Origin of the sequence: Serinicoccus sp. CNJ-927, assembly GCF_001942435.1 — a bacterium.
Classification (GTDB): Bacteria; Actinomycetota; Actinomycetes; order Actinomycetales; family Dermatophilaceae; genus Ornithinicoccus; species Ornithinicoccus marinus.
On sequence record NZ_MKKF01000015.1, the window covers coordinates 1 to 21,310 of the forward strand.

22 protein-coding genes, 2 tRNA genes and 1 pseudogene are annotated in these 21,310 nt (G+C 72.4%); 15 read left to right on the forward strand and 10 right to left on the reverse strand.

The window, feature by feature from the left end; genetic code table 11:
• The first annotated feature begins 104 nt into the window (after positions 1-104).
• Genes BJF86_RS06665 through BJF86_RS06695 form a run of 7 tightly spaced genes read left to right on the forward strand, consistent with a single transcriptional unit; the run spans position 105 to position 5,115 of the window.
• Entirely contained in the window at positions 105-860 is a 756-nt protein-coding gene (locus tag BJF86_RS06665; protein ID WP_083652769.1) for a DUF4129 domain-containing protein, read from the forward strand.
• A complete protein-coding gene (locus BJF86_RS06670) occupies positions 857-1,390 on the forward strand; it encodes a hypothetical protein (protein ID WP_022924250.1) in 534 nt (177 codons plus the stop codon). Before BJF86_RS06665 ends, BJF86_RS06670 begins: the two co-directional genes overlap by 4 nt.
• The gene (locus BJF86_RS06675) at positions 1,387-2,436 is read left to right on the forward strand and encodes an AAA family ATPase (RefSeq protein WP_075817601.1); all 1,050 of its coding nucleotides are present in this window, start codon (positions 1,387-1,389) and stop codon (positions 2,434-2,436) included. Before BJF86_RS06670 ends, BJF86_RS06675 begins: the two co-directional genes overlap by 4 nt.
• Positions 2,436-3,800 carry a DUF58 domain-containing protein gene (locus tag BJF86_RS06680; RefSeq protein WP_075817603.1) on the forward strand — a complete coding sequence of 455 codons (1,365 nt, stop codon included), beginning with the start codon at positions 2,436-2,438 and terminating at the stop codon, positions 3,798-3,800. Before BJF86_RS06675 ends, BJF86_RS06680 begins: the two co-directional genes overlap by 1 nt.
• A 2-nt stretch (positions 3,801-3,802) precedes the next feature.
• A complete protein-coding gene (locus tag BJF86_RS06685) occupies positions 3,803-4,345 on the forward strand; it encodes a hypothetical protein (protein ID WP_075817604.1) in 543 nt (180 codons plus the stop codon).
• Between the two features lie 54 nt (positions 4,346-4,399).
• Positions 4,400-4,771: a YidH family protein gene (locus BJF86_RS06690; protein ID WP_143553714.1), complete on the forward strand. Its 372-nt coding sequence runs from the start codon at positions 4,400-4,402 to the stop codon at positions 4,769-4,771.
• Positions 4,768-5,115 (forward strand): DUF202 domain-containing protein, encoded by a 348-nt coding sequence (locus BJF86_RS06695; protein WP_075817607.1) that lies wholly within the window; start codon positions 4,768-4,770, stop codon positions 5,113-5,115. Before BJF86_RS06690 ends, BJF86_RS06695 begins: the two co-directional genes overlap by 4 nt.
• A gap of 27 nt (positions 5,116-5,142) precedes the next feature.
• Here the strand turns inward: BJF86_RS06695 and clpX are convergent.
• The 4 genes and pseudogenes from clpX to BJF86_RS06720 all read right to left on the reverse strand — a co-directional run bounded on the left by clpX (position 5,143) and on the right by BJF86_RS06720 (position 8,558).
• A pseudogene (gene clpX / locus BJF86_RS06700) lies at positions 5,143-6,418 on the reverse strand (ATP-dependent Clp protease ATP-binding subunit ClpX).
• A 311-nt stretch (positions 6,419-6,729) separates the two neighbouring features.
• Complete coding sequence (locus BJF86_RS06710; RefSeq protein ID WP_143553715.1) at positions 6,730-7,041, reverse strand: hypothetical protein; 312 nt, start codon at positions 7,039-7,041, stop codon at positions 6,730-6,732.
• 174 nt (positions 7,042-7,215) lie between these two features.
• Positions 7,216-7,920 (reverse strand): ATP-dependent Clp protease proteolytic subunit, encoded by a 705-nt coding sequence (locus BJF86_RS06715; RefSeq protein ID WP_075814948.1) that lies wholly within the window; start codon positions 7,918-7,920, stop codon positions 7,216-7,218.
• 32 nt (positions 7,921-7,952) lie between these two features.
• A complete protein-coding gene (locus BJF86_RS06720; protein WP_075817613.1) occupies positions 7,953-8,558 on the reverse strand; it encodes an ATP-dependent Clp protease proteolytic subunit in 606 nt (201 codons plus the stop codon).
• A 208-nt stretch (positions 8,559-8,766) separates the two neighbouring features.
• Between BJF86_RS06720 and BJF86_RS06725 the strand changes: the two genes are divergently transcribed.
• Positions 8,767-9,699 (forward strand): DMT family transporter, encoded by a 933-nt coding sequence (locus tag BJF86_RS06725; protein WP_075817615.1) that lies wholly within the window; start codon positions 8,767-8,769, stop codon positions 9,697-9,699.
• Positions 9,700-10,194: 495 nt separating this feature from the next.
• On the opposite strand, the gene tig is transcribed toward BJF86_RS06725, so the two are convergent.
• The gene (gene tig / locus BJF86_RS06730) at positions 10,195-11,568 is read right to left on the reverse strand and encodes a trigger factor (protein WP_075817617.1); all 1,374 of its coding nucleotides are present in this window, start codon (positions 11,566-11,568) and stop codon (positions 10,195-10,197) included.
• Positions 11,569-11,662: 94 nt separating this feature from the next.
• A tRNA-Pro gene (locus BJF86_RS06735) sits at positions 11,663-11,739 on the reverse strand.
• Positions 11,740-11,822: 83 nt separating this feature from the next.
• Here BJF86_RS06735 and BJF86_RS06740 point away from each other — a divergent pair.
• Positions 11,823-11,896: transfer RNA gene (locus BJF86_RS06740), tRNA-Gly, on the forward strand.
• A gap of 15 nt (positions 11,897-11,911) precedes the next feature.
• Here BJF86_RS06740 and BJF86_RS06745 read toward each other — a convergent pair.
• A complete protein-coding gene (locus tag BJF86_RS06745) occupies positions 11,912-12,463 on the reverse strand; it encodes an NADPH-dependent FMN reductase (RefSeq protein ID WP_075817648.1) in 552 nt (183 codons plus the stop codon).
• A 23-nt stretch (positions 12,464-12,486) separates the two neighbouring features.
• Positions 12,487-13,530: a DNA polymerase IV gene (locus BJF86_RS06750; protein ID WP_075817619.1), complete on the reverse strand. Its 1,044-nt coding sequence runs from the start codon at positions 13,528-13,530 to the stop codon at positions 12,487-12,489.
• Positions 13,531-13,702: 172 nt separating this feature from the next.
• Between BJF86_RS06750 and BJF86_RS06755 the strand changes: the two genes are divergently transcribed.
• Entirely contained in the window at positions 13,703-13,915 is a 213-nt protein-coding gene (locus tag BJF86_RS06755) for an antitoxin (RefSeq protein WP_075817621.1), read from the forward strand.
• A gap of 63 nt (positions 13,916-13,978) precedes the next feature.
• Here the strand turns inward: BJF86_RS06755 and BJF86_RS06760 are convergent, their stop codons facing one another.
• Positions 13,979-14,446, reverse strand: coding sequence for a ribose-5-phosphate isomerase (locus BJF86_RS06760; protein WP_022924266.1), 468 nt, complete (start codon positions 14,444-14,446; stop codon positions 13,979-13,981).
• A gap of 11 nt (positions 14,447-14,457) precedes the next feature.
• A complete protein-coding gene (locus BJF86_RS06765) occupies positions 14,458-15,117 on the reverse strand; it encodes a DsbA family protein (protein WP_083652770.1) in 660 nt (219 codons plus the stop codon).
• A gap of 68 nt (positions 15,118-15,185) precedes the next feature.
• On the opposite strand from BJF86_RS06765, the gene pepN reads away from it, so the two are divergent.
• The 5 genes from pepN to BJF86_RS06790 are packed head-to-tail and all read left to right on the forward strand — an operon-like array spanning position 15,186 to position 21,308.
• On the forward strand, positions 15,186-17,759 hold the full coding sequence (pepN, locus tag BJF86_RS06770; RefSeq protein ID WP_075817623.1) for an aminopeptidase N: 2,574 nt from the start codon (positions 15,186-15,188) through the stop codon (positions 17,757-17,759).
• Between the two features lie 37 nt (positions 17,760-17,796).
• Positions 17,797-19,032, forward strand: a complete 1,236-nt coding sequence (locus tag BJF86_RS06775; protein WP_075817625.1) for an NRAMP family divalent metal transporter — start codon at positions 17,797-17,799, stop codon at positions 19,030-19,032.
• 7 nt (positions 19,033-19,039) lie between these two features.
• A complete protein-coding gene (locus BJF86_RS06780; protein WP_075817626.1) occupies positions 19,040-19,810 on the forward strand; it encodes a LamB/YcsF family protein in 771 nt (256 codons plus the stop codon).
• An 8-nt stretch (positions 19,811-19,818) separates the two neighbouring features.
• Positions 19,819-20,433, forward strand: coding sequence for a 5-oxoprolinase subunit PxpB (gene pxpB / locus BJF86_RS06785; RefSeq protein WP_075817628.1), 615 nt, complete (start codon positions 19,819-19,821; stop codon positions 20,431-20,433).
• Positions 20,430-21,308: a biotin-dependent carboxyltransferase family protein gene (locus tag BJF86_RS06790; RefSeq protein ID WP_075817630.1), complete on the forward strand. Its 879-nt coding sequence runs from the start codon at positions 20,430-20,432 to the stop codon at positions 21,306-21,308. Before pxpB ends, BJF86_RS06790 begins: the two co-directional genes overlap by 4 nt.
• The last annotated feature ends 2 nt before the right edge of the window (positions 21,309-21,310 follow it).

The window sequence follows — 21,310 nt, forward strand, 5'->3', positions numbered from 1 at the left end:
ACGACCTCGGGCTGAGAACGGTGCTCACCGGCCGACGGCTCGGCCACCAGCCTCCCACCCCAGTCCTTCCGGAGGGGTGACTGCACTCCCATTAGGCTGAGGCCATGCGCAGGGGCATGGGTCCGACGGTCGTCATCGCCGTCGTCGCTGCCCTGGCCGGCATCACGCTGCTGCTGTGGAGCTCGAGCAGCGGCTCCTCTCTCGTCGGCCCGCCCCAGAGCACCTGGGCGCCCTCGGTCGGGATGCCCGACCTGCCCGCCGTGACGCAGGCCCCGGCCGAGCAGGCGAGCGGTGGCGAGCTCGAGGAGACCGAGGGCCGCGCCGTCGACTGGCTGCTCATCGGCTTCCTCGTCCTGGTGGTCGCGGTCGTCCTCATGGTGCTGCGGATGCTGGCGAACCGCGGCATCCGCGAGCGGGAGCCGCTCACCGTCGAGGAGGACGAGGAGCTCGTCGCCCTGCTGGAGGCCAGCGGCGACGACGTCCGCTACCGGGCGCTCGCGGAGGGTGACCCGCGCAACGCCGTCGTCGCCTGCTGGGTGGCCCTCGAGGACGCCGTGCGCCGCTCCGGGCTGCACCAGAACCCCGCGGAGACCGCCGCGGAGCTCACCCGTCGGGTGCTGGGCCGGTGGGAGGTCGACGAGGCCGCGATCCGGGAGCTCTCCGAGGCCTACCGCGAGGCCCGTTTCTCCCGGCACCCGGTCAGCGAGCAGCAGCGCGACGGGGCGGTCGGCGCGCTCGAGCGGATCCACGACGACCTGCGCCGGCGCGTCCTGGCCGAGCAGGCCCGCGCCGCCGAGCAGGAGGCCGTGGCGCAAGAGCAGGGCGAGCAGCAGGCCGGGCGGGCCGGAGCGGCCCGGTGAGCCCCACGGTCCACGGCGCGGTCACCCGGCGCACACTGCGCCGCCAGCTGACCCCGGCGCTGGTCGGCGCGCTGCTCGTCGGCGCGCTGCTCTACTACATCGGCTCGCTCCCCTACGCCCTGCCGCTGGCCGTCCTCGCTGTAGTCCTCGCCGGCCTCGTCCTCGGCCTGGCGCTGTGGGGCGCGACGAGCACCACCCGCGACGTCGAGCAGGCCTACTGGGTGTCGACGCCACGGCAGGAGTCGGCGCCGCCGGACGCCATGGACTACCGCCTCCTGCGGCTGCGGCGCGACCTGCGGGACGCACTCGAGCGGGACGACCGGGGCGACCACATCTACCCGGTCGTCCGGGAGCTGGCCGCCGAGCGGCTGCTGGCGCACCACGACGTCGACCTGGAGACCGAGCCGGAACGGGCGCGGGCGGTGCTCGACCCCCACCTGTGGAACTACCTGACCCGCCCGCCCACCGACAGGCGCAAGCGCAGCAAGAGCGCCCTGCACACCGCGATCGAAGGAGTCGAGCAGCTGTGAGCCAGACCAGCACCGGGACACCCACCCTGACCACCGAGGAGGTCTCGCGCCGCGCGGGCGAGGTGCTCGACCGGGTCGAGCAGGCGGTCGTCGGCAAGCGCGAGGCGCTGACCATGGTGCTCACCGCGATCCTGTCCCGGGGCCACGTCCTACTGGAGGACTTCCCCGGGCTCGGCAAGACCCTCGCCGCGCGCTCCTTCGCGCAGACCCTCGGGCTGGAGTTCACCCGCGCGCAGTTCACCCCCGACCTGCTGCCCTCGGACCTCACCGGGTCCTTCGTCTTCGACCAGAAGGCCGCCGAGTTCGCCTTCCGCCCGGGTCCGTTGTTCACCGGGCTGCTGCTCGCCGACGAGATCAACCGCACCCCGCCCAAGACCCAGTCGGCGCTGCTCGAGGCGATGCAGGAGCACCAGGTCACCGTCGAGGGCCAGACCTTCGCGCTGCCGCAGCCGTTCCACGTCCTCGCCACCGCCAACCCGGTGGAGTACGAGGGCACCTACCCGCTCCCCGAGGCCCAGCTCGACCGCTTCCTGGCCCGGGTCTCCTTCGGCTACCCCTCGCCCGAGGAGGAGTGGGACGTGCTGCGCCGTCGCGTCTCTCGGCAGACCGAGGACCAGCGGCTGGAGCCGGTCACGGACGCCGCCGGGCTGGCCGCGATGCAGGAGGCGATCGAGCGCGTCCCGGTCGAGGACGACATCTCCCGCTACTGCGTCGAGCTGGCCTCGGCGACGCGCCGGCACCGTGCCGTCCTCGTCGGGGCCTCTCCCCGCGGCTCGCTCGCGCTCATGCTCACCGCGCGGGCGTATGCCGTCATCCGCGGCCGCGACTACCTCACCCCGGAGGACGTCAAGGCGGTCGCGCACGCGGTGCTAGACCACCGCATCTCGATCAAGCCCGAGCTGTGGATGTCGGACACCGGAGGCGCCGCCGTCGTGACCGCCGCGCTGGGCCAGGTGCCGGTCCCCGGCTCTCGCACCGGGGCCTCCACCGTGGACGACGGCACCGGACCCAGCCACGGCGACGGCGACGTCGGCACGCAGGCCTGATGGCGCTCACCGAGCGGGCCGACGCCTGGCGCCCGACGCACGCCTTCGCCCGCTGCCTCGTGGCTGTGCTGCTGGTCGCCCCGGTGGCGCTGCTGTGGCGCCGCCCGGACCTGCTCGTGCTGCTCAGCCCGCTCGTGGTCGTCCTCGCCTGGAGCCTCGCGACGCGCCCCGCCGACCGGCCGGACCACCGCTTCGCCCTGTCGCACGCTCAGGTGCGCGAGGGCGACCAGGCGTTGGCGGTCGCCGACCTCGAGCCGGTCGAGGGCGCCCACATCCTGTGCGCGGCGTTGACCCCCGCCCCGTTCGTGGAAGCCGTGGCCCAGGAGCGGATGCGCGCCGCGTTGGACAGCGACGACCTCCCGGTCCAGCGCACGGCCACCGTCGTCGACGCCGAGGGGTCGCTCGTGCAGGGCCGGCGACGGCTGCTCGTCGGGCTGCGGGTCACCCGGTGGGGCGTGCGCCGGATCGGACCCATGCAGGTGGCGGCCAGCAGCGCCTGGGGGTCCTACCGCTGGGGGCCGATCTCGGTCGGGGCCCAGGGCCTGCGGGTGCTGCCCCAACCCGCCGCCTTCGACACCTCGGCCCCGGCGCCGCACCCTCGCGGCCTGGTCGGGATGCACCGTTCCACCCGCCCGGGCGACGGCAGCGAGTTCGCCACGATCCGGCCCTTCCAGGTGGGCGACCGGCTGCGCCGCATCCACTGGCCGCGGTCCAGCCGCACCGGGGAGCTGCACGTGACCTCGAGCTACGCCGACCAGGACACCCACGTGGCCGTGCTCGTGGACGCGCACTACGACCTCGGCCGTTCCGGTGGGCTGACGGGCACGCCCAGCTCGCTGGACCGCTCGGTCCGTGCCGCGGCCGCCCTCGGCGAGCACTTCCTGCAGCAGGGCGACCGGGTGAGCCTGCGGGTGCTGTCCGCCCGCACCCCGCTCACGGTCCCGGTGGGAACGGGCCGGCGGCACGGTGTGCGCATCCTGGACACCCTGAGCCGGATCCAGCCGGCCGTGGACGACGAGACCGACCCGCGCAGGGTCCACCTCGGGGTGGGCTCGGGCACGCTCGTCGTCATGATCTCGGCCCTCGTCTCGCCCGACGCGCTCACCCAGGCCGCGACGCTGGCCGCCCGCGGCCTGTCGGTCGTCGTGGTGGACGCGCTGGTCGAGGGCGGCGCGGGTGTGGTCCCGAGCGCCGACCGCGACCCGCTCGCCCGCACCGCCTGGCGGATCCGGATGCTGGAGCGGGAGCGGGAGATCCGAGCGATCAGGCGCCAGGGCGTGGCGGTCGTGCCGTGGCTGGGCCCCGGCAGCCTGGACGTCGTGCTGCGCGAGCTGTCGCACCGGCGGCGCGGGGCGGGGGTGTAGCCGTGGGCGAGCTGCGCGAGCACTGGGTCAACCTGCGCACCGCCACCCCCAGCCACCGGCGGGTGCGGCTCCTGGCGGTCCTGGGGGCCCTCGGCTTCGCCCTCTCCCAGGCGGCCGCGGGCGGCGGCGGGCCGGTCGCCTGGGTCGGCACCGTGGTCCTGGGCCTGCTCGTCGTGGTCCAGCCGAACGGCATCATGCCCGCCGTCTTCCTCGTCTGGGCCATCGCCAGCTGGTGGGCGGGGGTCGACGGCCCGTGGCACTGGGCCCTGCTGCCCGCCACGTGGAGCCTGCTCGTCGTGCATGCGAGCGCCTCGCTGGCCGCGTCGGTGCCCCCGCAGGCGACCCTGCCGCCCACCGTGCTGCGGCGGTATGCCCTGCACACCGCGGTCGTCGCCCTCGTCACCACGGTCGTCTGGGCGCTCGCCGCCCTCGTGACGACCGGTGCCGCGACCGGCGGTCCGGTCCCCGGCATCCTCGGGCTGGCCCTGCTCGCGCTGGCGCTCGGGGGCTATCTGCGGCTACGTGAGCGCCAGCAGGACGGATGAGGTCCCTGCCTATGCTGGTCCGCGTGAGCGACGAGCCGATTGGAGCGGGCCCGGATGAGTGAGCGCCGGTCGGCGACCCGCCTGCCCCGGTCGGTGTACGCCCGCGGCTCGGAGCCGGACCCCCGGTTCAGCCTGGCCAACGAGCGCACCTTCCTCGCCTGGATCCGCACCGCGCTGGCCTTCCTGGCGGCAGGTGTGGCGCTGGAGGCGTTGCCGGTGCCGGTCGACCCCGGCTTCCGGCTCGCGGCCTCCGCGGTCTTCGTGGTCCTCGGCATGCTGGCCTCGCTGCAGGCCTGGGTGGGGTGGTTCCGGGTGGAGCGCGCCATGCGCGAGGGGCGCGCCCTGCCCCCGCTGACCATCGGCTCGTTCATCGCCGTCGGGCTGCTCCTGGCGATCCTGCTCGTCGCGATCGGGCTGCTGGTGTGAGCGCTCCTGCCTACGACCCGGGGCTGCAGCCGGAGCGCACGCTGCTGGCCTGGCGCCGCACGTGCCTGGCGCTCGCCGTCATCGGTGCCGGGATCGCCCGCTTCACCGGGGTATACCTCGGGCTGGCGACGGCGGCCCTGGTGGGCGGGCTGGTGGTCCTCGGTGCCGGGTGGGCCTACCACCGGGCCACCGGGCGCTACCGTCGCGACCACCTCCGGCTGCACCACGACGACACCATCGCCTCGGACGGGGTGGCCTTCGTCGTGGCCAGCCTCAGCCTGGGCCTGATAAGCGTGGCCGCCGCGGTCTTCGTGCTGCGGGTCGGTCTGGAACGACTGGGCTGACCGGGTCCCCCGGCGCACGGCCAGCGCTCAGGCGCTCTCCTTGCGCTGCTGCCGCTTGCGGGGGGCGACGTCGCGGCGCACGATCGTCGGGTTGACGTTCTCCTGCACGACCTCGCGGGAGATGACGACCTTGGCGATCTCGTCGTCGGAGGGCACGTCGAACATCACCGGGAGGAGGACCTCCTCCAGGATCGCGCGCAGGCCGCGGGCGCCGGTGCCGCGCAGCAACGCCTGGTCGGCGATGGCCTCCAGCGCCTCGTCGGCGAACTCGAGCTCGACGCCGTCGATCTCGAACATCTTCTTGTACTGCTTCACCAGCGCGTTGCGCGGCTCGGTGAGGATGTTGACCAGGGCGTCCCGGTCCAGCGGGGACACCGTGGTGATGACCGGCAGGCGGCCGATGAACTCCGGGATCAGCCCGAACTTCATGAGGTCCTCGGGCAGGACGTCGCCGAAGTGCTCCCCCACGTCCTTGGCGGATTTCAGCTCGGCACCGAAGCCCAGCCCCTGCTTGCCGGTGCGAGACTCGATGATCTTCTCCATCCCGGCGAAGGCGCCGCCGACGATGAAGAGCACGTTGCCGGTGTCGATCTGGATGAACTCCTGGTGCGGGTGCTTGCGGCCGCCCTGCGGCGGCACGCTGGCGACCGTCCCCTCGAGGATCTTCAGCAGCGCCTGCTGCACGCCCTCGCCGGAGACGTCCCGGGTGATCGAGGGGTTCTCGCTCTTGCGCGCGATCTTGTCGATCTCGTCGATGTAGATGATCCCGGTCTCGGCCTTCTTCACGTCGAAGTCGGCGGCCTGGATGAGCTTGAGCAGGATGTTCTCGACGTCCTCACCGACATACCCCGCCTCGGTGAGCGCGGTCGCGTCGGCGATCGCGAAGGGGACGTTGAGCATCCGGGCCAGGGTCTGCGCCAGGTAGGTCTTGCCGCAGCCCGTGGGCCCGATGAGCAGGATGTTGGACTTGGCGATGTCGACGTTCTCGTCGGCGCTGCCCTTGCCCTCCCCGGCCTGGATCCGCTTGTAGTGGTTGTAGACCGCGACGGCCAGGGCGCGCTTGGCCGGATCCTGGCCAACGACGTAGTTCTGCAGGAAGTCGAAGATCTCGCGCGGCTTGGGCAGCTGACCCAGCCCCAGGTCGCTGGACTCGGCCAGCTCCTCCTCGATGATCTCGTTGCACAGGTCGATGCACTCGTCGCAGATGTAGACGCGGCCCGGCGATCAGCTTCTTGACCTGCTTCTGGCTCTTCCCGCAGAAAGAGCACTTCAGCAGCTCGCTGCTCTCGCCCATCCGTGCCACGTGGTCGTCCTTCCTACCGCTGCGTCCTCACCGTGGTCCGGGCGACCCGGGGTCGCCCTGCCTGCACGACGCTACCTTGCCGAGCCGGGTTTCGGCACGGTTTTCCCGGCGCGATCCGCGTGTTGGGCCCGCGATCCGCTGTCAGCGGAACCCCGCTCCGGGGGAGCTCCCGCCGTGAGACCGCTCAGCACGAGCAGGACCGGGAGCAGGGCCACCAGGTAGCGCGGGCGGGCCTCGAACAGCGCGAGGTAGCCCGTCAGCGCGAGCAGGCTGACCGAGCAGGCGGCCACCCAGGGACCGCTCCGGACGCGTCAGAGCCCGACCCCGGTCACGAGCAGCGTCGCCACCCAGAGGCCGTGCAGCGCGGGGGCGACCACCTGACGGTAGGGCTCGCCGGAGCCGACGAACCAGGACTGCAGCGCGCTCCACCGGCTTCCGAGGAGGCCGGGCTCGTCCCGGTCGACGCCCTCCCCGTGGGCCCAGAAGGTGCCGTCGCCCCAGACCCAGGCGATCGTGCGGGAGGTGAAGGTCAGGTTGCCGACCACGCCCCGCTCCAGGACCTGGGTGCGGATCTTGTCGCGGGAGATCTGCTGCCGCAGCTCCTGGTCGGGCTGATGCTTCATGGTCGACGCGTGCCCCCAGCCCAGCACCCGCGTCGCGCTGGGTGAACCTACCTGCTGGTGGCGCGGTGCCGGACCCGGCGCGCCCGGGGACGACGGGAGCCCGCCCCCCACGAGGGGTGACGGGCTCCGGGATCGGCAACCGGCGGACCGGGGTATGCCCGGCGCCGGGCGGCCTCAGTCGTCCAGCGACGCCTTGCGCGAGGCGAGCACCTCGTCGACGAGGCCGTACTCCTTGGCCTCCGCGGCGGTGAGGATCTTGTCGCGCTCGATGTCCTTCTGGACCTGCTCGGCGCTGCGGCCGGAGTGCTTGGCCCAGGTCTCCTCGAGCCAGGTCCGCATCCGGAGCACCTCGTTGGCCTGGATCTCGATGTCCGAGGCCTGGCCGTAGTCGCCGCCGGCGAGCGCCGGCTGGTGGATGAGCACCCGCGCGTTGGGCAGCGCGAAGCGCTTGCCCGGCGCGCCGGCCGCCAGCAGCACCGCGGCCGCCGAGGCGGCCTGGCCGATGACGAAGGTCTGCACGTCCGGCTTGATGTACTGCATCGTGTCGTAGATCGCCGTCAGCGCGGTGAACGAGCCGCCGGGGCTGTTGATGTACATGAGGATGTCGCGGTCCGGGTCCTGGCTCTCCAGCACGATGAGCTGGGCGATGATGTCGTCGGCCGAGGCGTCGTCGACCTGGACGCCGAGGAAGATGATCCGGTCCTCGAACAGCTTGGTGTAGGGATCCTGGCGCTTGGTGCCGTAGGAGGTGCGCTCCTCGAACTGCGGCAGGATGTAGCGGCTGCTCGGAGCCAGCGGACGGGCCAGGCCACCGCCGGGCTGCTGCGGGGTGCCGCTCCAGGCGCCACCGGCGTACGGGCTCTGCTGGGGGAAGGTCATGAGGTCAGCTCTCTTCTCGCTGGGGTGGCCGGTCAGGAGGTGGGGGACGACGGCGCGTCGCCGGAGCGCTCGTAGACGTGGTCGACGAAGCCGTACTCCTGGGCCTCGGCCGCGGTGAACCAGCGGTCGCGGTCGGAGTCGGTGGTGATCTGCTCCACGCTCTGCCCGGTGTGCTCGGCGATCAGCTCGGCCATCTGCTGCTTGATGTGCAGCATCTGCTCGGCCTGGATCTTGATGTCGGAGGCGGTGCCGCCGATGCCGCCCGAGGGCTGGTGCATCATGACGCGGGCGTGCGGGGTGGCATACCGCTTGCCGGGGGCGCCGGCGGAGAGGAGGAACTGCCCCATCGAGGCGGCCAGGCCCATCGCCACCGTGGCGACGTCGTTGGGGATCCACTGCATGGTGTCGAAGATCGCCATGCCCGCGGTCACCGAGCCGCCCGGGGAGTTGATGTAGAGCCAGATGTCCTTCTCCGGGTCCTCGGCGGCCAGGAGCAGCAGCTGGGCGCAGATCGCGTTGGCGTTGTCGTCGCGCACCTCCGAGCCCAGGAAGATGATGCGCTCCTTGAGGAGCCGGTTGTAGATCTGGTCGTCGAGACCCGCCGGCGCGGTGCTCTCGGCCATCGTGATGTCGGTCATGCGCTGCTTTCCCTCGCTTCGTCCGGGGTATGCCGTGCGGCACCTGTGCTTGTCATCGACCCTACGTCCGCCCCCGTCGCGAAACTCCCCGCGGGCGCCGTGTTCGCCCTGAGCGCACTGCCGCCTCGCCCCCTCCCCCGACCGGCCGCGCGGTCTGCGCCGACCGGCCGCACGGTGGGCACCGTCCCGGCCGTGCGAGGCTGTCCGCGTGACCGACACCCTTCGCACCGACCGCACCTGGCTGGTCGCCTTGGCCGCCTCGCTGTGGGGCCTGTCCGCGCTCTGGCGCGGCCCGCTGGCGCAGGAGCTGCCCTCGCTCGCCATCGTCTTCTGGGAGCACGCCCTGCTGACCCTGCTCCTGCTGCCGTGGCTGGTCCCCGCGGTCCGCCGCTGGCGCGCCGCGAGCCTGCGCACCCAGGTCTCGGTGCTCGTCATCGGCGCCGGCAGCTCGGCGCTGGCCACAACGTTGTTCACCGCTGCCTTCCGCCTCGGCGACCCCATCACCCCGCAGGTCCTGCAGAAGCTGCAGCCCTTCATCGCGCTGGCGCTCGCCGCGGTCCTGCTCGGGGAGCGGCTGCGCCGGTCCTACCTGCTCTTCCTCGCGCCCGCCGTCGTCGGCGCGTGGCTGATGACCTTCGCCGACCCGCTGGCCGTCACGGTGAGCTCGGCGCAGGCCGCGCTGCTCGCGCTCGGCGCCGCGGCGCTGTGGGCGTGTGGGACGGTGCTCGGCCGGGCGGCGAGCGCGGAGCTGCGCTTCGTGGACCTGACGGCCCTGCGCTTCGCCGTCGGCCTGGTGACGCTGGCGATCATCGCCGGCTTCACCGGCACCCCGTTGGCCGTCCCGCTCTCCGCCGCGCCCTCGATCGCGGCGCTCGCGCTGCTGCCCGGGCTCGCGGCGATGACGCTCTACTACCGGGCGCTGCGGCATACCCCGGCCTCCCGGGCGACCCTCGCCGAGCTGACCTTCCCGCTCACCGCCGCCCTCATCGGGGTGATCGCGTTCGGCAGCCGCCCTGAGCCGACCCAGTGGCTGGGGATGGCGCTGGTCGTCGCGACCGTCGTCGCGCTGTCGCTGCACGAGCAGCGCGCCCCGCAGCCCTCGGTCCGGGCGCCCGAGCGCGCCGAGGCCCTGCAGCGCTGACCTCTCTCGACCACCGCGGCCGCCCTCCCGCTCGATGTGGTGCCGTCCGTCGTACTCCACTGTGGTCCGGGTTGCCCGATCCCCCGCGTCGAGCCGACGCAGCAGGTCACCGCTGCCGACCAGGCTGTCGCCTGGCACCACCAGGTCGACGAGATCGAGTACCCGTGCGCAGTCGAGGAAGGTGTCCAACGGCGTCGTGACCCGCAGACCCCGGAAGACCACCAGCTGCCGCGACGAGGCGTGCACGACGAGGTCCTCCCGGGCCGACCGCAGCCGCCCGGTCCCCACGCTGACGTGCCGGCCCACCGCGTGCGGGACGACACCGCCCCAGAGCTCGGCGGCGGTGTGGTGGGAGGCGAAGGCGTCGGCCGGGGCGTGGCCGCAGAAGTTGTCCAGACCCGCCCGGGCCACAGAAAACGCGACTGCACCGGGTATGCCGTGAACTCGCCCTGCTGGGCGGCATACCCGGTGCAGTCGCGCACCGTGCGTGGTGGGTCAGGCCTTGGCGGCGTCCTCGGACTCCTCGGCCTCGACGACCTCGTCGCCGGCCTCCACGACCTGGTCGCCCGGCCCGACCTCCTCGGCCGCCTCGTCGTCCTCGTCGTCACCCTCGATCGCGTCGAGGTCGACGACGTTCCCGTCGGTGTCAGTGACCTTCGCCTGCTCCAGGACGTTCGCGAGCGCCTTGCGGCGACCGACCTCGGCGACCATCGCGGGCACCTGGTTCTGCTGGTCGATCTGCTGCGCGAACTGCTGGGCGTTCATGCCGTACTGCTGCGCGGTCATCATGATGTACTCGATGAGCTCGCCCTGGTCGACCTCGACCTCGTCCCGCTTGACCAGCGCGTCGAGCAGGAACTGCGTCTGCATCGCCTTGGTCGTGGACTCGGTGACCTCGGCGCGGTGCTCGTCGTCCTCGAGCCGCTCCTCGCCCTCGAGGTGACGGTGCACCTCGGCCTCGACGAGGCTGTCGGGCACCGGGATCTCGACCATGCCGAGCATGGCCTCCAGCACCTTGTCGCGGGCGCCGACGCCCTGCTCGAAGCGGGCGCCCTGCTCGGCCTGCTTGGCGAGGTCCTCGCGCAGCTCGTCCATCGTGTCGAACTGGCTGGCCAGCTGGGCGAACTCGTCGTCCAGCTCGGGCAGCTCGCGCTCCTTGGCGGCCTGCACGGTGACGGTGACGTCAGCGTTCTCGCCCTTGCGGTCACCACCGGCCAGCGGCGAGCTGAACTCGACGGTGTCGCCGGCCTTGGTGCCGCGCAGCGCGGTGTCCAGCCCGTCCAGCATCGTGCCGGAGCCGATCTCGTAGGAGACGCCGGTCACCGAGTCGATCTCCTCCTCGCCGATCTTCGCGGACAGGTCGATCGTCAGGTGGTCGCCGGTCTTGGCCTTGCGCTTGATCGGCTTGAGGGTGCCAAAACGCTCGCGCAGGTTGTCGATCCGGGTCTGGACGTCCTCCTCGGACGCCTGGACCGGGTCGACGACGACCTCGATGCCGGAGAAGTCGGGCAGCTCGAACTGCGGGACGATGTCGACCTCGGCCTCGAAGGCGAGGTCCTGGCCCTCCTCCATCGGCAGCGTGGTGAGGTTGACCTCGGGCTGCGAGAGCGGGGTGAGGTCGTTCTCGGTCATCGCCTGGGTGTAATACTCCGGCAGGGCGTCGTTGACAGCCTCCTGCACCACGGCGCCGCGGCCGAAGCGCTGGTCGATGATCCGGTTCGGCACCTTGCCCTTGCGGAAGCCCGGGATCTGCACGTTGGCGCCGATGCTCTTGTAGGCGGCGTCCAGCTTGGGCTGGAGGTCGGCGGCGGGGACCTCGACGGTCAGCTTGACCCGGGTCGGGGTCAGGGTCTCGACAGCGCTCTTCACTGCAGGTTGCTCCGTTGTCATGTCGGGGGTATGTCGTCTCTCGCCGGGCGTGCGAACAGCCCGCGGCGAGCACGCGGATCAGCACCATGCTAGGTGGTCGGGGTAGCCGGATTCGAACCGGCGGCCTTCCGCTCCCAAAGCGGACGCGCTACCAAGCTGCGCCATACCCCGTCGTCGGACGGCGTCACGGACGCCGCGGGCAAGGGTCTAGACTATCTCCTCGGCCCGGCGGGACACGTCTCACGCGGGGTCGCGCGGGTGTAGCTCAATGGTAGAGCCCCAGTCTTCCAAACTGGCTACGCGGGTTCGATTCCCGTCACCCGCTCCACAGACCGCCCATCCGTCAGGACTGCTGACGGGCCGCGGCCTCCTCGACCTGGTCCAGCAGGGTCCCGAGCTCTTCGGGCCGGCGCTCGTTGGGCGCCACCTCGCCCCCGTCGAACTCGTCGAAGGTCGACAGCGACACCTGCTGCCGGACCACGACCATGCTGTAGTTCGCCAGGATCAACCGCCAGTGCTCGATGGCCCGGACACCGCCCTCGGACCCGTAGCCGACCAACCCGGCCGCCTTGCCCTGCCACTCCGGGTAGAGCCAGTCGGTGGCGTTCTTGAGGCCGCCCGGGACCGAGTGGTTGTACTCCGGCGTCACCACGACGAAGCCGTTGCAGGCGTCGATGGCGGCGCTCCAGGCGTGCACGGACTCGTGCGGGTACTGCTTCTTGGCGCCGCCGGGCACCTTCTCCCACTCCAGCAGCGGCACCCCGAAGGTCTTGAGGTCGATGAGCTCGTAGTCGGTGCCGCCGTCGCGCTGCTGTGCCTGGTCGTGGACCCAGCGGGCCACGCTCTCGCCCTTGCGGCCCTCGCGGATGGACCCGATGATGATGCCGATCTTCATGGGCACCATCGGACCACAGCTGCTCAGTACCCGCCCGGCGGGGGCACCATCTCGCCGCGCACCCCCAGCAGCCGCACCGGTCGCTCGTCCGCGAGGCGCTGGTAGAGCTCGAAGGCGGTGGCCGCGAGCACCTCGGGGTCGGTGGTCGGCTCCGGCAGCTTGCGACCCCGGTGGTAGGTGAAGAAGGGCACGAAGCGCACCTTGAGGAAGACGCGCTGCACCGGCCGGCCCTCCGAGGCGACGTCCTCGACGACCCGCACCGCGAGCTCGCGCAGGGCCTCGCGCACCTCCTCGGGGGTCACGAGGTCCTGCTGGTATGTCGTCTCGCGGCCCCGCGCCCGCGGCACCCAGGGCGAGTCGTCCGGCCAGTCCGCTCCCCCGCCCCGGCCCAGCTCGGAGAGCCGCGGCCCGTTGGTCGGGCCGAACTCCGCGGCCAGCACCGCGTCGTCGGCCCCGGCCAGCTCCGCCACCGTGGTCAGACCGACCTGCTCCAGGCGCGCGGCGATGCGCTTGCCGACGCCCCACAGCGCCGTCGTCGGGCGTGGTCCCATCACCTCGAGCCAGATCTCACGGGTGAGGACATAGGTGCCGCGCGGCTTGCCGAAGTCGGTCGCGGTCTTGGCCCGCACGAGGCTGTCACCGATGCCGATCGAGCAGTGCAGCCCGGTGCGCTCCAGCACCGCCGCCTGCACCCCGGCGGCCACGGCCTCGACGTCGTCGGTCTCGACCCCGACGAAGGCCTCGTCCCACCCGAGCACCTGCACCACCGACCCCGGCCACGCCCGCAGCGTGTCCATGACCTGCTCGGAGGCGTCCTCGTAGACCGGGAAGTCCACCGGCAGGAAGACCGCGTCGGGGCACCGGCGCGCGGCGACGCGCAGCGGCATACCGGAGCGGACGCCGTGCTCGCGCGCCTCGTAGGACGCAGTCGAGACCACCGCGCGCTCGGTCGGGTCGCCGCGTCCGCCGACGACCACGGGGCACCCCGCCAGCTCGGGGCGGCGCAAGATCTCCACGGCGGCCAGGAACTGGTCCATGTCGACGTGCAGCACCCATCTGCGGCTCACGCGCCCATTGTGTCCGAGCCCGCCGACACCCGCCCGGGCGCCGACCGGTCCTCGACCGCGACGCGCCCGGGCATCGCGCCCGGGTCGACAGCCCCGGGGGGATGTGGTTGCGTGGTCCCGCAAGAAAGGCGCCCCGACCGGGGTGCCGGACCCGATGGGAAGGAGTCACGTCATGGGCTTCATGGACAAGGCCAAGGACATGGCCGGTCAGCACGACGAGAAGGTCGACCAGGGCATCGAGCAGGCTGGCGACTTCGCCGACGACAAGACCGGCGGCAAGCACTCCGAGCACATCGACAAGGCCCAGGACTTCGCCAACGACCGCGCCGACCAGTTCGGTGGCGTCGAGGGCGAGGGCAACGGCGAGGGCGACAACAACGCCTGAGCGTGAGCTGAGCCTGCGAAGCCCCCGCCCGGTCGATCCGGGCGGGGGCTTCGTCGTGCGGCGTCAGGGCAGCGGCGGGAGCGTCCCGTCGCTCTCGTAGGCGCGCATCATGTCGATCCGGCGCTGGTGCCGGTCGTCGCCCGAGAAGGGGGTGGCCAGGAAGGCCTCGACGATGGCGCGCCCCTCCTCGAGGGTATGCATCCGCGCGCCGAGGGAGACGACCTGCGCATCGTTGTGCTCGCGGGTGAGGCGTGCCAGCTCGGGGTCGTAGGCGAGCGCCGCGCGGATACCGGCCACCTTGTTGGCGGCCATCTGCTCACCGTTGCCCGACCCGCCCAGCACGATCCCGAGCGACCCCGGGTCCGCGGCGACCGCCTCGGCGGCGCGCAGCACGAAGACCGGGTAGTCGTCCTGCGGGTCGTGGTCGACCGGCCCGTGGTCGACGACCTCGTGACCCTGCTCACCGAGCCAGGTCACCAGGTCGCGCTGCATCTCGTAGGCGGCGTGGTCGCCGCCGATGTGAACCCGCACGGCGCTCTCCCTCAGCTGAAGTCCGGACCCACCGAGCGGGTCCGCTTGATCTCGTAGAAGCCCGGGGTGGCGGCGACGAGCAGGCAGCCGTCCCAGAGCTTGCCGGCGGCCTCGCCCTTGGGGGCGGGTGTGACGACGGGCCCGAAGAAGGCGACGTCCTCGACCGAGACGACCGGCGTGCCGACGTCGTCACCGACGAGGTCGATGGCCCGCTGGTGGCTGGCGCGCAGCGCCTCGTCGTGCTCCTCCGAGCCGCCGGCCTGAGCGAGCGAGGCGTCCAGCCCGAGCTCCTCGACCACCTCGGTGGTGATGGCGTCGAGGTCCTCGCTGCCGCGTCCGTCGAGGTGGATCCGCTGGCCGTAGGCGTCGTACATCTTCTTGCGCAGCTCGTTGGCCTCGGCCGCGGGCAGGTCGGCGGTGGCCGCGATGATCGTGCGGACCGGGCCCCAGGCGCGGTCGAGCATCTCGCGGTAGCCCTCGTCGAGGTCGCGCCCCTCGTTGAGCACCGACAGGCTCATCACGGACCAGGTGATCTCCAGGTCGCGGACCTGAGCCGCCTCCATGAGCCACCGGGAGGTCATCCAGGCCCACGGGCAGGCCGGGTCGAAGAACATCTCGGCGTGGGTGGTCCGACCTGTGGCGGACTGGGCAGAGGACTCGTGGTGCGTCATGCGACCATCGTGTCACGGCATACCCTGACCGCACCTGCGGACCCGACGCTCGACGAGGAGACCTCTGCATGCCCGGCACCAACCTGACCCGTGACGAGGCGGCCGCCCGGTCCGCGCTCATCCGCTGCGAGTCCTACGACGTGGCCCTGGACCTCACCCGGGGCGCGGAGACCTTCGCGACGAGCAGCACCGTCAGGTTCACCTGCACCAGCCCGGGCGAGTCGACGTGGATCGACTTCGTCGGCGCCTCGGTGGAGCGGGTCGTGCTCAACGGCACCGAGCTCGACCCGGCCACCGCCTGGGTGGACTCCCGGATCGCGCTGCCCGAGCTCGCGGAGAGCAACGAGCTCGTCGTCGAGGCGACCGGGACCTACATGAACACCGGCGAGGGGCTGCACCGCTTCGTCGACCCGGCGGACGGCGAGGTCTACCTCTACACCCAGTTCGAGGTCCCCGACAGCCGCCGGATGTATGCCGTCTTCGAGCAGCCCGACCTCAAGGCCACCTTCGCCTTCACGGTCACCGCGCCGGCCCACTGGCAGGTCATCTCCAACGAGCCGACCCCGGAGCCCACGGCGGTCGCCGACAGCGCGGACGGGCAGAGCGACGACCGCGGGGCCGCGACCTGGGCCTTCCCCGCGACGCCGCGCATCTCCTCCTACATCACCGCCCTGGTGGCCGGGCCCTACGACGTGGTCCGCGACAGCGTCAGCACCCGGGCCGGCGAGATCCCGCTGGGCGTCTTCTGCCGCAAGAGCCTCACCCCGCACCTGGACGCGGACAACATCCTCGACGTCACCAAGAAGGGCTTCGCCTTCTTCGAGGAGGAGTTCGACTGCGCCTACCCGTTCAGCAAGTACGACCAGATCTTCACGCCGGAGTACAACATGGGCGCGATGGAGAACGCGGGCTGCGTCACCATCGTGGAGAACTACGTCTTCCGGTCCAAGGTGACCGAGGCGATCGTGGAGCGGCGCGCGCTGACGATCCTGCACGAGCTGGCGCACATGTGGTTCGGCGACCTGGTGACGATGACCTGGTGGGACGACCTGTGGCTCAACGAGTCCTTCGCCGAGTGGGCCTCGACGACCGCCCAGGCCGAGGCGACCGGGTGGAAGGACGCCTGGACGACCTTCGGCACCGCGGAGAAGGCCTGGGCCTACAAGCAGGACCAGCTCTCCTCGACCCACCCGGTCGCGGCGGACATGGTCGACCTCGCCGCGGTGGAGGTGAACTTCGACGGCATCACGTATGCCAAGGGCGCCTCGGTGCTCAAGCAGCTCGTCGCCTACGTCGGGCGCGAGCCCTTCCGGGATGGGCTCCGGGCCTACTTCGCCAAGCACGCGTGGGGCAACACCACGCTGCGCGACCTGCTCACGGAGCTGGAGGCGACCAGCGGGCGCGACCTGAGCTCCTGGAGCCAGGTCTGGCTCGAGACGGCCGGAGTCAACACGCTGAGCCCCGAGGTCGAGGTCGCGCAGGACGGCACGATCTCGGCACTGACGCTCGTGCAGACCACGCCGGAGGAGCACCCGACCCTGCGGCCGCACCGCCTCGCGGTCGGCTGCTACGACCTGGTGGACGGCGTGCTGCGCCGGACCCGTCGCGTCGAGCTGGACGTGGACGGCGAGCGCACCGAGGTCGCCGAGCTCGTCGGGCAGCCGGTGCCGGACCTGCTGCTGGTCAACGACGACGACCTGGCCTACGCCAAGATCCGGCTGGACGAGCGCTCGCTCGCCACGGCCCTGGAGCACGTCCGGGGGATCGAGGACTCGCTGGCGCGGGCGCTCGTGCTGGGCGCCGCGTGGGACATGACCCGGGACGGCGAGATGTCGGCGAGCGACTACGTCCGGCTCGTGCTCACCGCGCTGCCCGGCGAGACCGACTCCACCCTGCTCCGGGTGCTGATCCAGCAGGTCAGCGCTGCCGCGCTCACGTATACCGCGCCGGCTCACCGGGAGTCGGTGGTGTCCTCGCTGACGACCGGGCTGCGCGAGGCCGCGCTGGGCGCCGACGGCGGCAGCGACGCCCAGCTGCAGCTGGTGACGGCGTGGGCCTCCTTCGCGCAGGCCGAGCGGGACGTCATCCTCGTGCACGCCCTGCTGGACGGCGAGCGCGAGCTGGCCGGGTTGACGATCGACCAGGACCTGCGTTGGACGCTGCTCACCGCGCTGGCCACGGCCGGCGCGGCGGGCGAGGAGGAGATCGCCGCCGAGCGTGAGCGTGACAACACCGCCACCGGGCACGAGAAGGCGGCCCGCGCCCGCGCGGCGCTGCCGACCGCTGAGGCCAAGGAGCGCGCGTGGACGGACGCGGTCGAGACCGCTGGTCTGTCGAACTCGGTGCTCGCGGCCATGGCGCTCGGCTTCGGCCGGGTGCACGACGTGGCCCTGCTGGAGCCGTATGCCGAGCGCTATCACGCGGTGATCGACCGGGTGTGGTCCGAGCGCACGCACCACATCGCCGAGTCGCTCGCGGTCGGTTTCTACCCGCTGGCCCTGGCGAGCCCGGCCCTGCTGCAGGCGAGCGAGGACTGGCTGGCGGCGCACACCGACGCCTCCAACAGCCTTCGGCGTACCATCGCCGAGAACCGCGACGCCGTCGCCCGGGCAGTCGCCGCCCAGGCGGCCGACGCCGGCTGAGGGCGCGACCCACCGCTCCCACGGGGAGGATCAGCACATGAAGCAACCACCAGCGTCCACCGGGTCGCCGCGCACCCCGGTCTCCGCCCGGGCGGGACGTGGTGCCCTGCTCGGCGCCGTCTTCCTCATGGCGACCAGCGCCATCGGGCCCGGGTTCATCACCCAGACCACGGTCTTCACCGCCGAGCTGGGTGCGGCCTTCGCCTTCGCGATCCTCATCTCGGTGATCGTCGACATCGCCGTGCAGCTCAACGTGTGGCGGGTCATCGGGGTGAGCGGGCTGCGGGCGCAGGACCTGGCCAACCGGGTGGTCCCGGGTGCCGGATACCTGCTCGCGGCGCTGGTCGTCTTCGGCGGGCTCGTCTTCAACATCGGCAACATCGGCGGCACCGCGCTGGGAGCCAACGCGATGCTCGGGCTCGACCCGCGGGTCGGCGGCGCCGCCTCAGCGCTGGTGGCGATCGTCATCTTCCTCAGCAAGCGTGCCGGGGTGGCCATGGATCGGATCGTGGTCGTGCTCGGGCTGGTGATGATCGTCATGGTCACCTGGGTGGCGATCACCTCCGATCCCCCGCTGGGCGAGGCGCTGCGTCAGACGGTGCGTCCGGACCGGGTCGACTTCCTGGTCATCGTCACTCTCATCGGCGGGACGGTCGGCGGCTACATCACGTATGCCGGCGCCCACCGGTTGGTGGACTCCGGGATCACCGGGCCGCAGCATGTCCGGGAGATCAGCCGGGTGTCGGTCACCGGCATCCTCGTCGCGGGCATCATGCGCGGGCTGCTCTTCCTGGCCGTGCTCGGCGTCGTCGCCGGGGGCGTCGCCCTGTCCGAGGAGAACCCTCCGGCGTCCGCCTTCGAGGCCGCGCTCGGCGAGGTCGGGCTCATCATCTTCGGGGTCATCCTCTGGGCGGCCGGGATCACCAGCGTGGTCGGCGCCTCCTACACCTCGGTGTCCTTCCTCGCCACCTTCTCGGGCTGGCTGCAGCGGCACCGGGGCTGGGTCGTCGTCGGGTTCATCGCGCTGTCAACGGTGGTCTATGTCGCCCTGGGGCAGGCTCCCGTCACGCTGCTCATCCTGGCCGGAGCGCTCAACGGGCTGATCCTGCCGGTCGGACTCGGCGTCATCGTGTGGGTGGCCCTGCGCCGCCAGGACCTGCTGCAGGGCTACCGCTACCCGCTATGGCTGGGCCTGTGCGGTCTGGCAGTGTGGCTTCTGACGCTCTATCTCGCCTGGCAGTCGCTCGGCGGGATCGCCCAGCTGTGGGAGTGAGGCAGACATGACGCACATCGACCTCAACGCGGACCTCGGCGAGAGCTTCGGTCGCTGGAGGCTCGGCGACGACGAGGCGATGCTCGAGGTCGTCACCAGCGCCAACGTCGCCTGCGGCTTCCACGCCGGTGACCCGGGGGTGCTGCGCCGGGCCTGCGCCGACGCAGCGGCCCGTGGCGTCGTGGTCGGCGCCCAGGTGGGCTACCGCGACCTGGCGGGCTTCGGCCGCCGGTTCCTCGACGTCCCGCCGGCCGAGCTGGTCGACGACGTGCTCTACCAGATCGGGGCGCTGGAGGCCCTGGCCCGCGTCGAGGGCACCCGAGTGGCCTACGTCAAGCCGCACGGCGCGCTCTACAACGCGATCGTGCACCACGAGGAGCAGGCGGGCGCGGTCGTGGAGGCGGTGCGCTCCTACGACCCCGGACTCGCCGTCCTGGGGCTGCCGGGCTCGGCGTGGCTGCGACGCGCCGAGGAGGCCGGGCTGCGGATCGTCGAGGAGGCCTTCGCCGACCGGGCCTACACCCCGGAGGCCACACTGGTCCCGCGCAGCGAGCCCGGTGCCGTCCTGCACGACCCCGACGAGATCGCCGCCCGGTGCGTCCGGCTGGCGACCGAGGGCGTCGTCGAGGCGGTGGACGGCACGCAGGTCGCGGTGCGCGCGGGCTCGCTGTGCGTCCACGGCGACAGCCCCGGCGCGGTCGCGATCGCCCAGGCGGTTCGCTCGGCGCTGGAGGGTGCGGGCGTGCGGCTGCGCCCGTTCGTCGGGGCCGAGGACTAGGGGACGGTATGCGCTGCCTGCCCTGCGGCGAGGCCGGGCTCCTGGTCGAGCTGGACGACCTGGAGCAGGTGCTCGCGCTGCACGCCGCGCTGCAGGAGGCCTCGCCAACCGGTGTGGTCGACCTCGTGCCGGCCGCACGGACGCTGTTGCTGCAGCTCGATCCCGCGCTCACCGACCCGGCGGCGGTGGCCGAGGTGGTGCGCTCCACGACGCTGCAGCCCGGTGCGGCGCCGGCGGCCGACAGCGTCGAGATCGGGGTGGTCTACGACGGCGCCGACCTCGCCGAGGTCGCCGAGCACACCGGGATGGGCCCGCGCGAGGTGGTGCAGGCGCATACCGGGCAGGAGTGGCGGGTCGCCTTCTGCGGCTTCTCCCCCGGCTTCGGCTACCTGGTCGCCCAGGACGACCGGCTGCACGTGCCGCGGCGGAGCACGCCGCGCACCCGGGTGCCGGCGGGCGCGGTCGGGCTGGCCGGGGAATTCGGCGGGATCTACCCGCGCGAGTCCCCCGGCGGCTGGCAGCTCATCGGCCGCACCGACGCGACGCTGTGGGACGTCGAGCGCGACCCGCCGGCGCTGCTCGTGCCGGGCACGCGGGTCCGCTTCGTGGAGGTCGAGGCGTGACCGGGTCGGGGGGTTCCGCGCTGGAGGTGCTGGCCGCCGGGCCCGGGACCACCGTGCAGGACATCGGACGTCCGGGGCTGGCTGCCCTGGGCGTCGGCCGCTCCGGTGCCGCGGACCGGCCCTCGCTGCGGCTGGCCAACCGGTTGCTCGGGAATGACGAGGGGGCGGCCGCGGTGGAGGTCACCCTGGGCGGGCTGACCGTGCGCGCCGTCGGTGGTGTGCACGTCGCGCTCACCGGTGCCCCCTGCCCCCTGGCGGTGGACGGTCGCGACGCCGCGGCGAACGCGGTCCACTGGCTCCCGGACGGCGCCGAGCTCTCCCTCGGTATGCCCGCTGTCGGCCTGCGCAGCTACCTCGCCGTACGCGGCGGTGTCGACGTGCCACCGGTCCTGGGCTCTCGCTCGCGAGACACGCTGGCGGGTCTGGGGCCGGAGCCGCTGACCGAGGGGACGGTCCTGCCGGTCGGGCCGGCGCCGCAGACCGACCCGGTCGTGGACGCCGCGCCGGTCGACCCGCCGACCGCCGACGAGATCGTCCTGCGGGTGCGGCTGGGCCCTCGGGACGATTGGTTCACCGACGAGGCCGTGCGCACCCTGTTCGCGCAGGCATACCGGCTCAGCTCCGACTCCGATCGGGTCGGCGCCCGGGTGGAAGGCCCGGCACTCGAACGTTCCGACACGCAGGAGCTGCCGAGCGAGGGCATGGTCCTCGGCAGCCTGCAGGTCCCACCCTCGGGGCAGCCGACCATCTTCCTGGCCGACCACCCGGTCACCGGCGGCTACCCCGTCATCGGTGTGGTCGACGCCCTCGACGTGCCGCTGGCCGCGCAGGCCAGGCCGGGTCAGACCGTGCGATTCCGACGGTCAGCGGGCTGAAT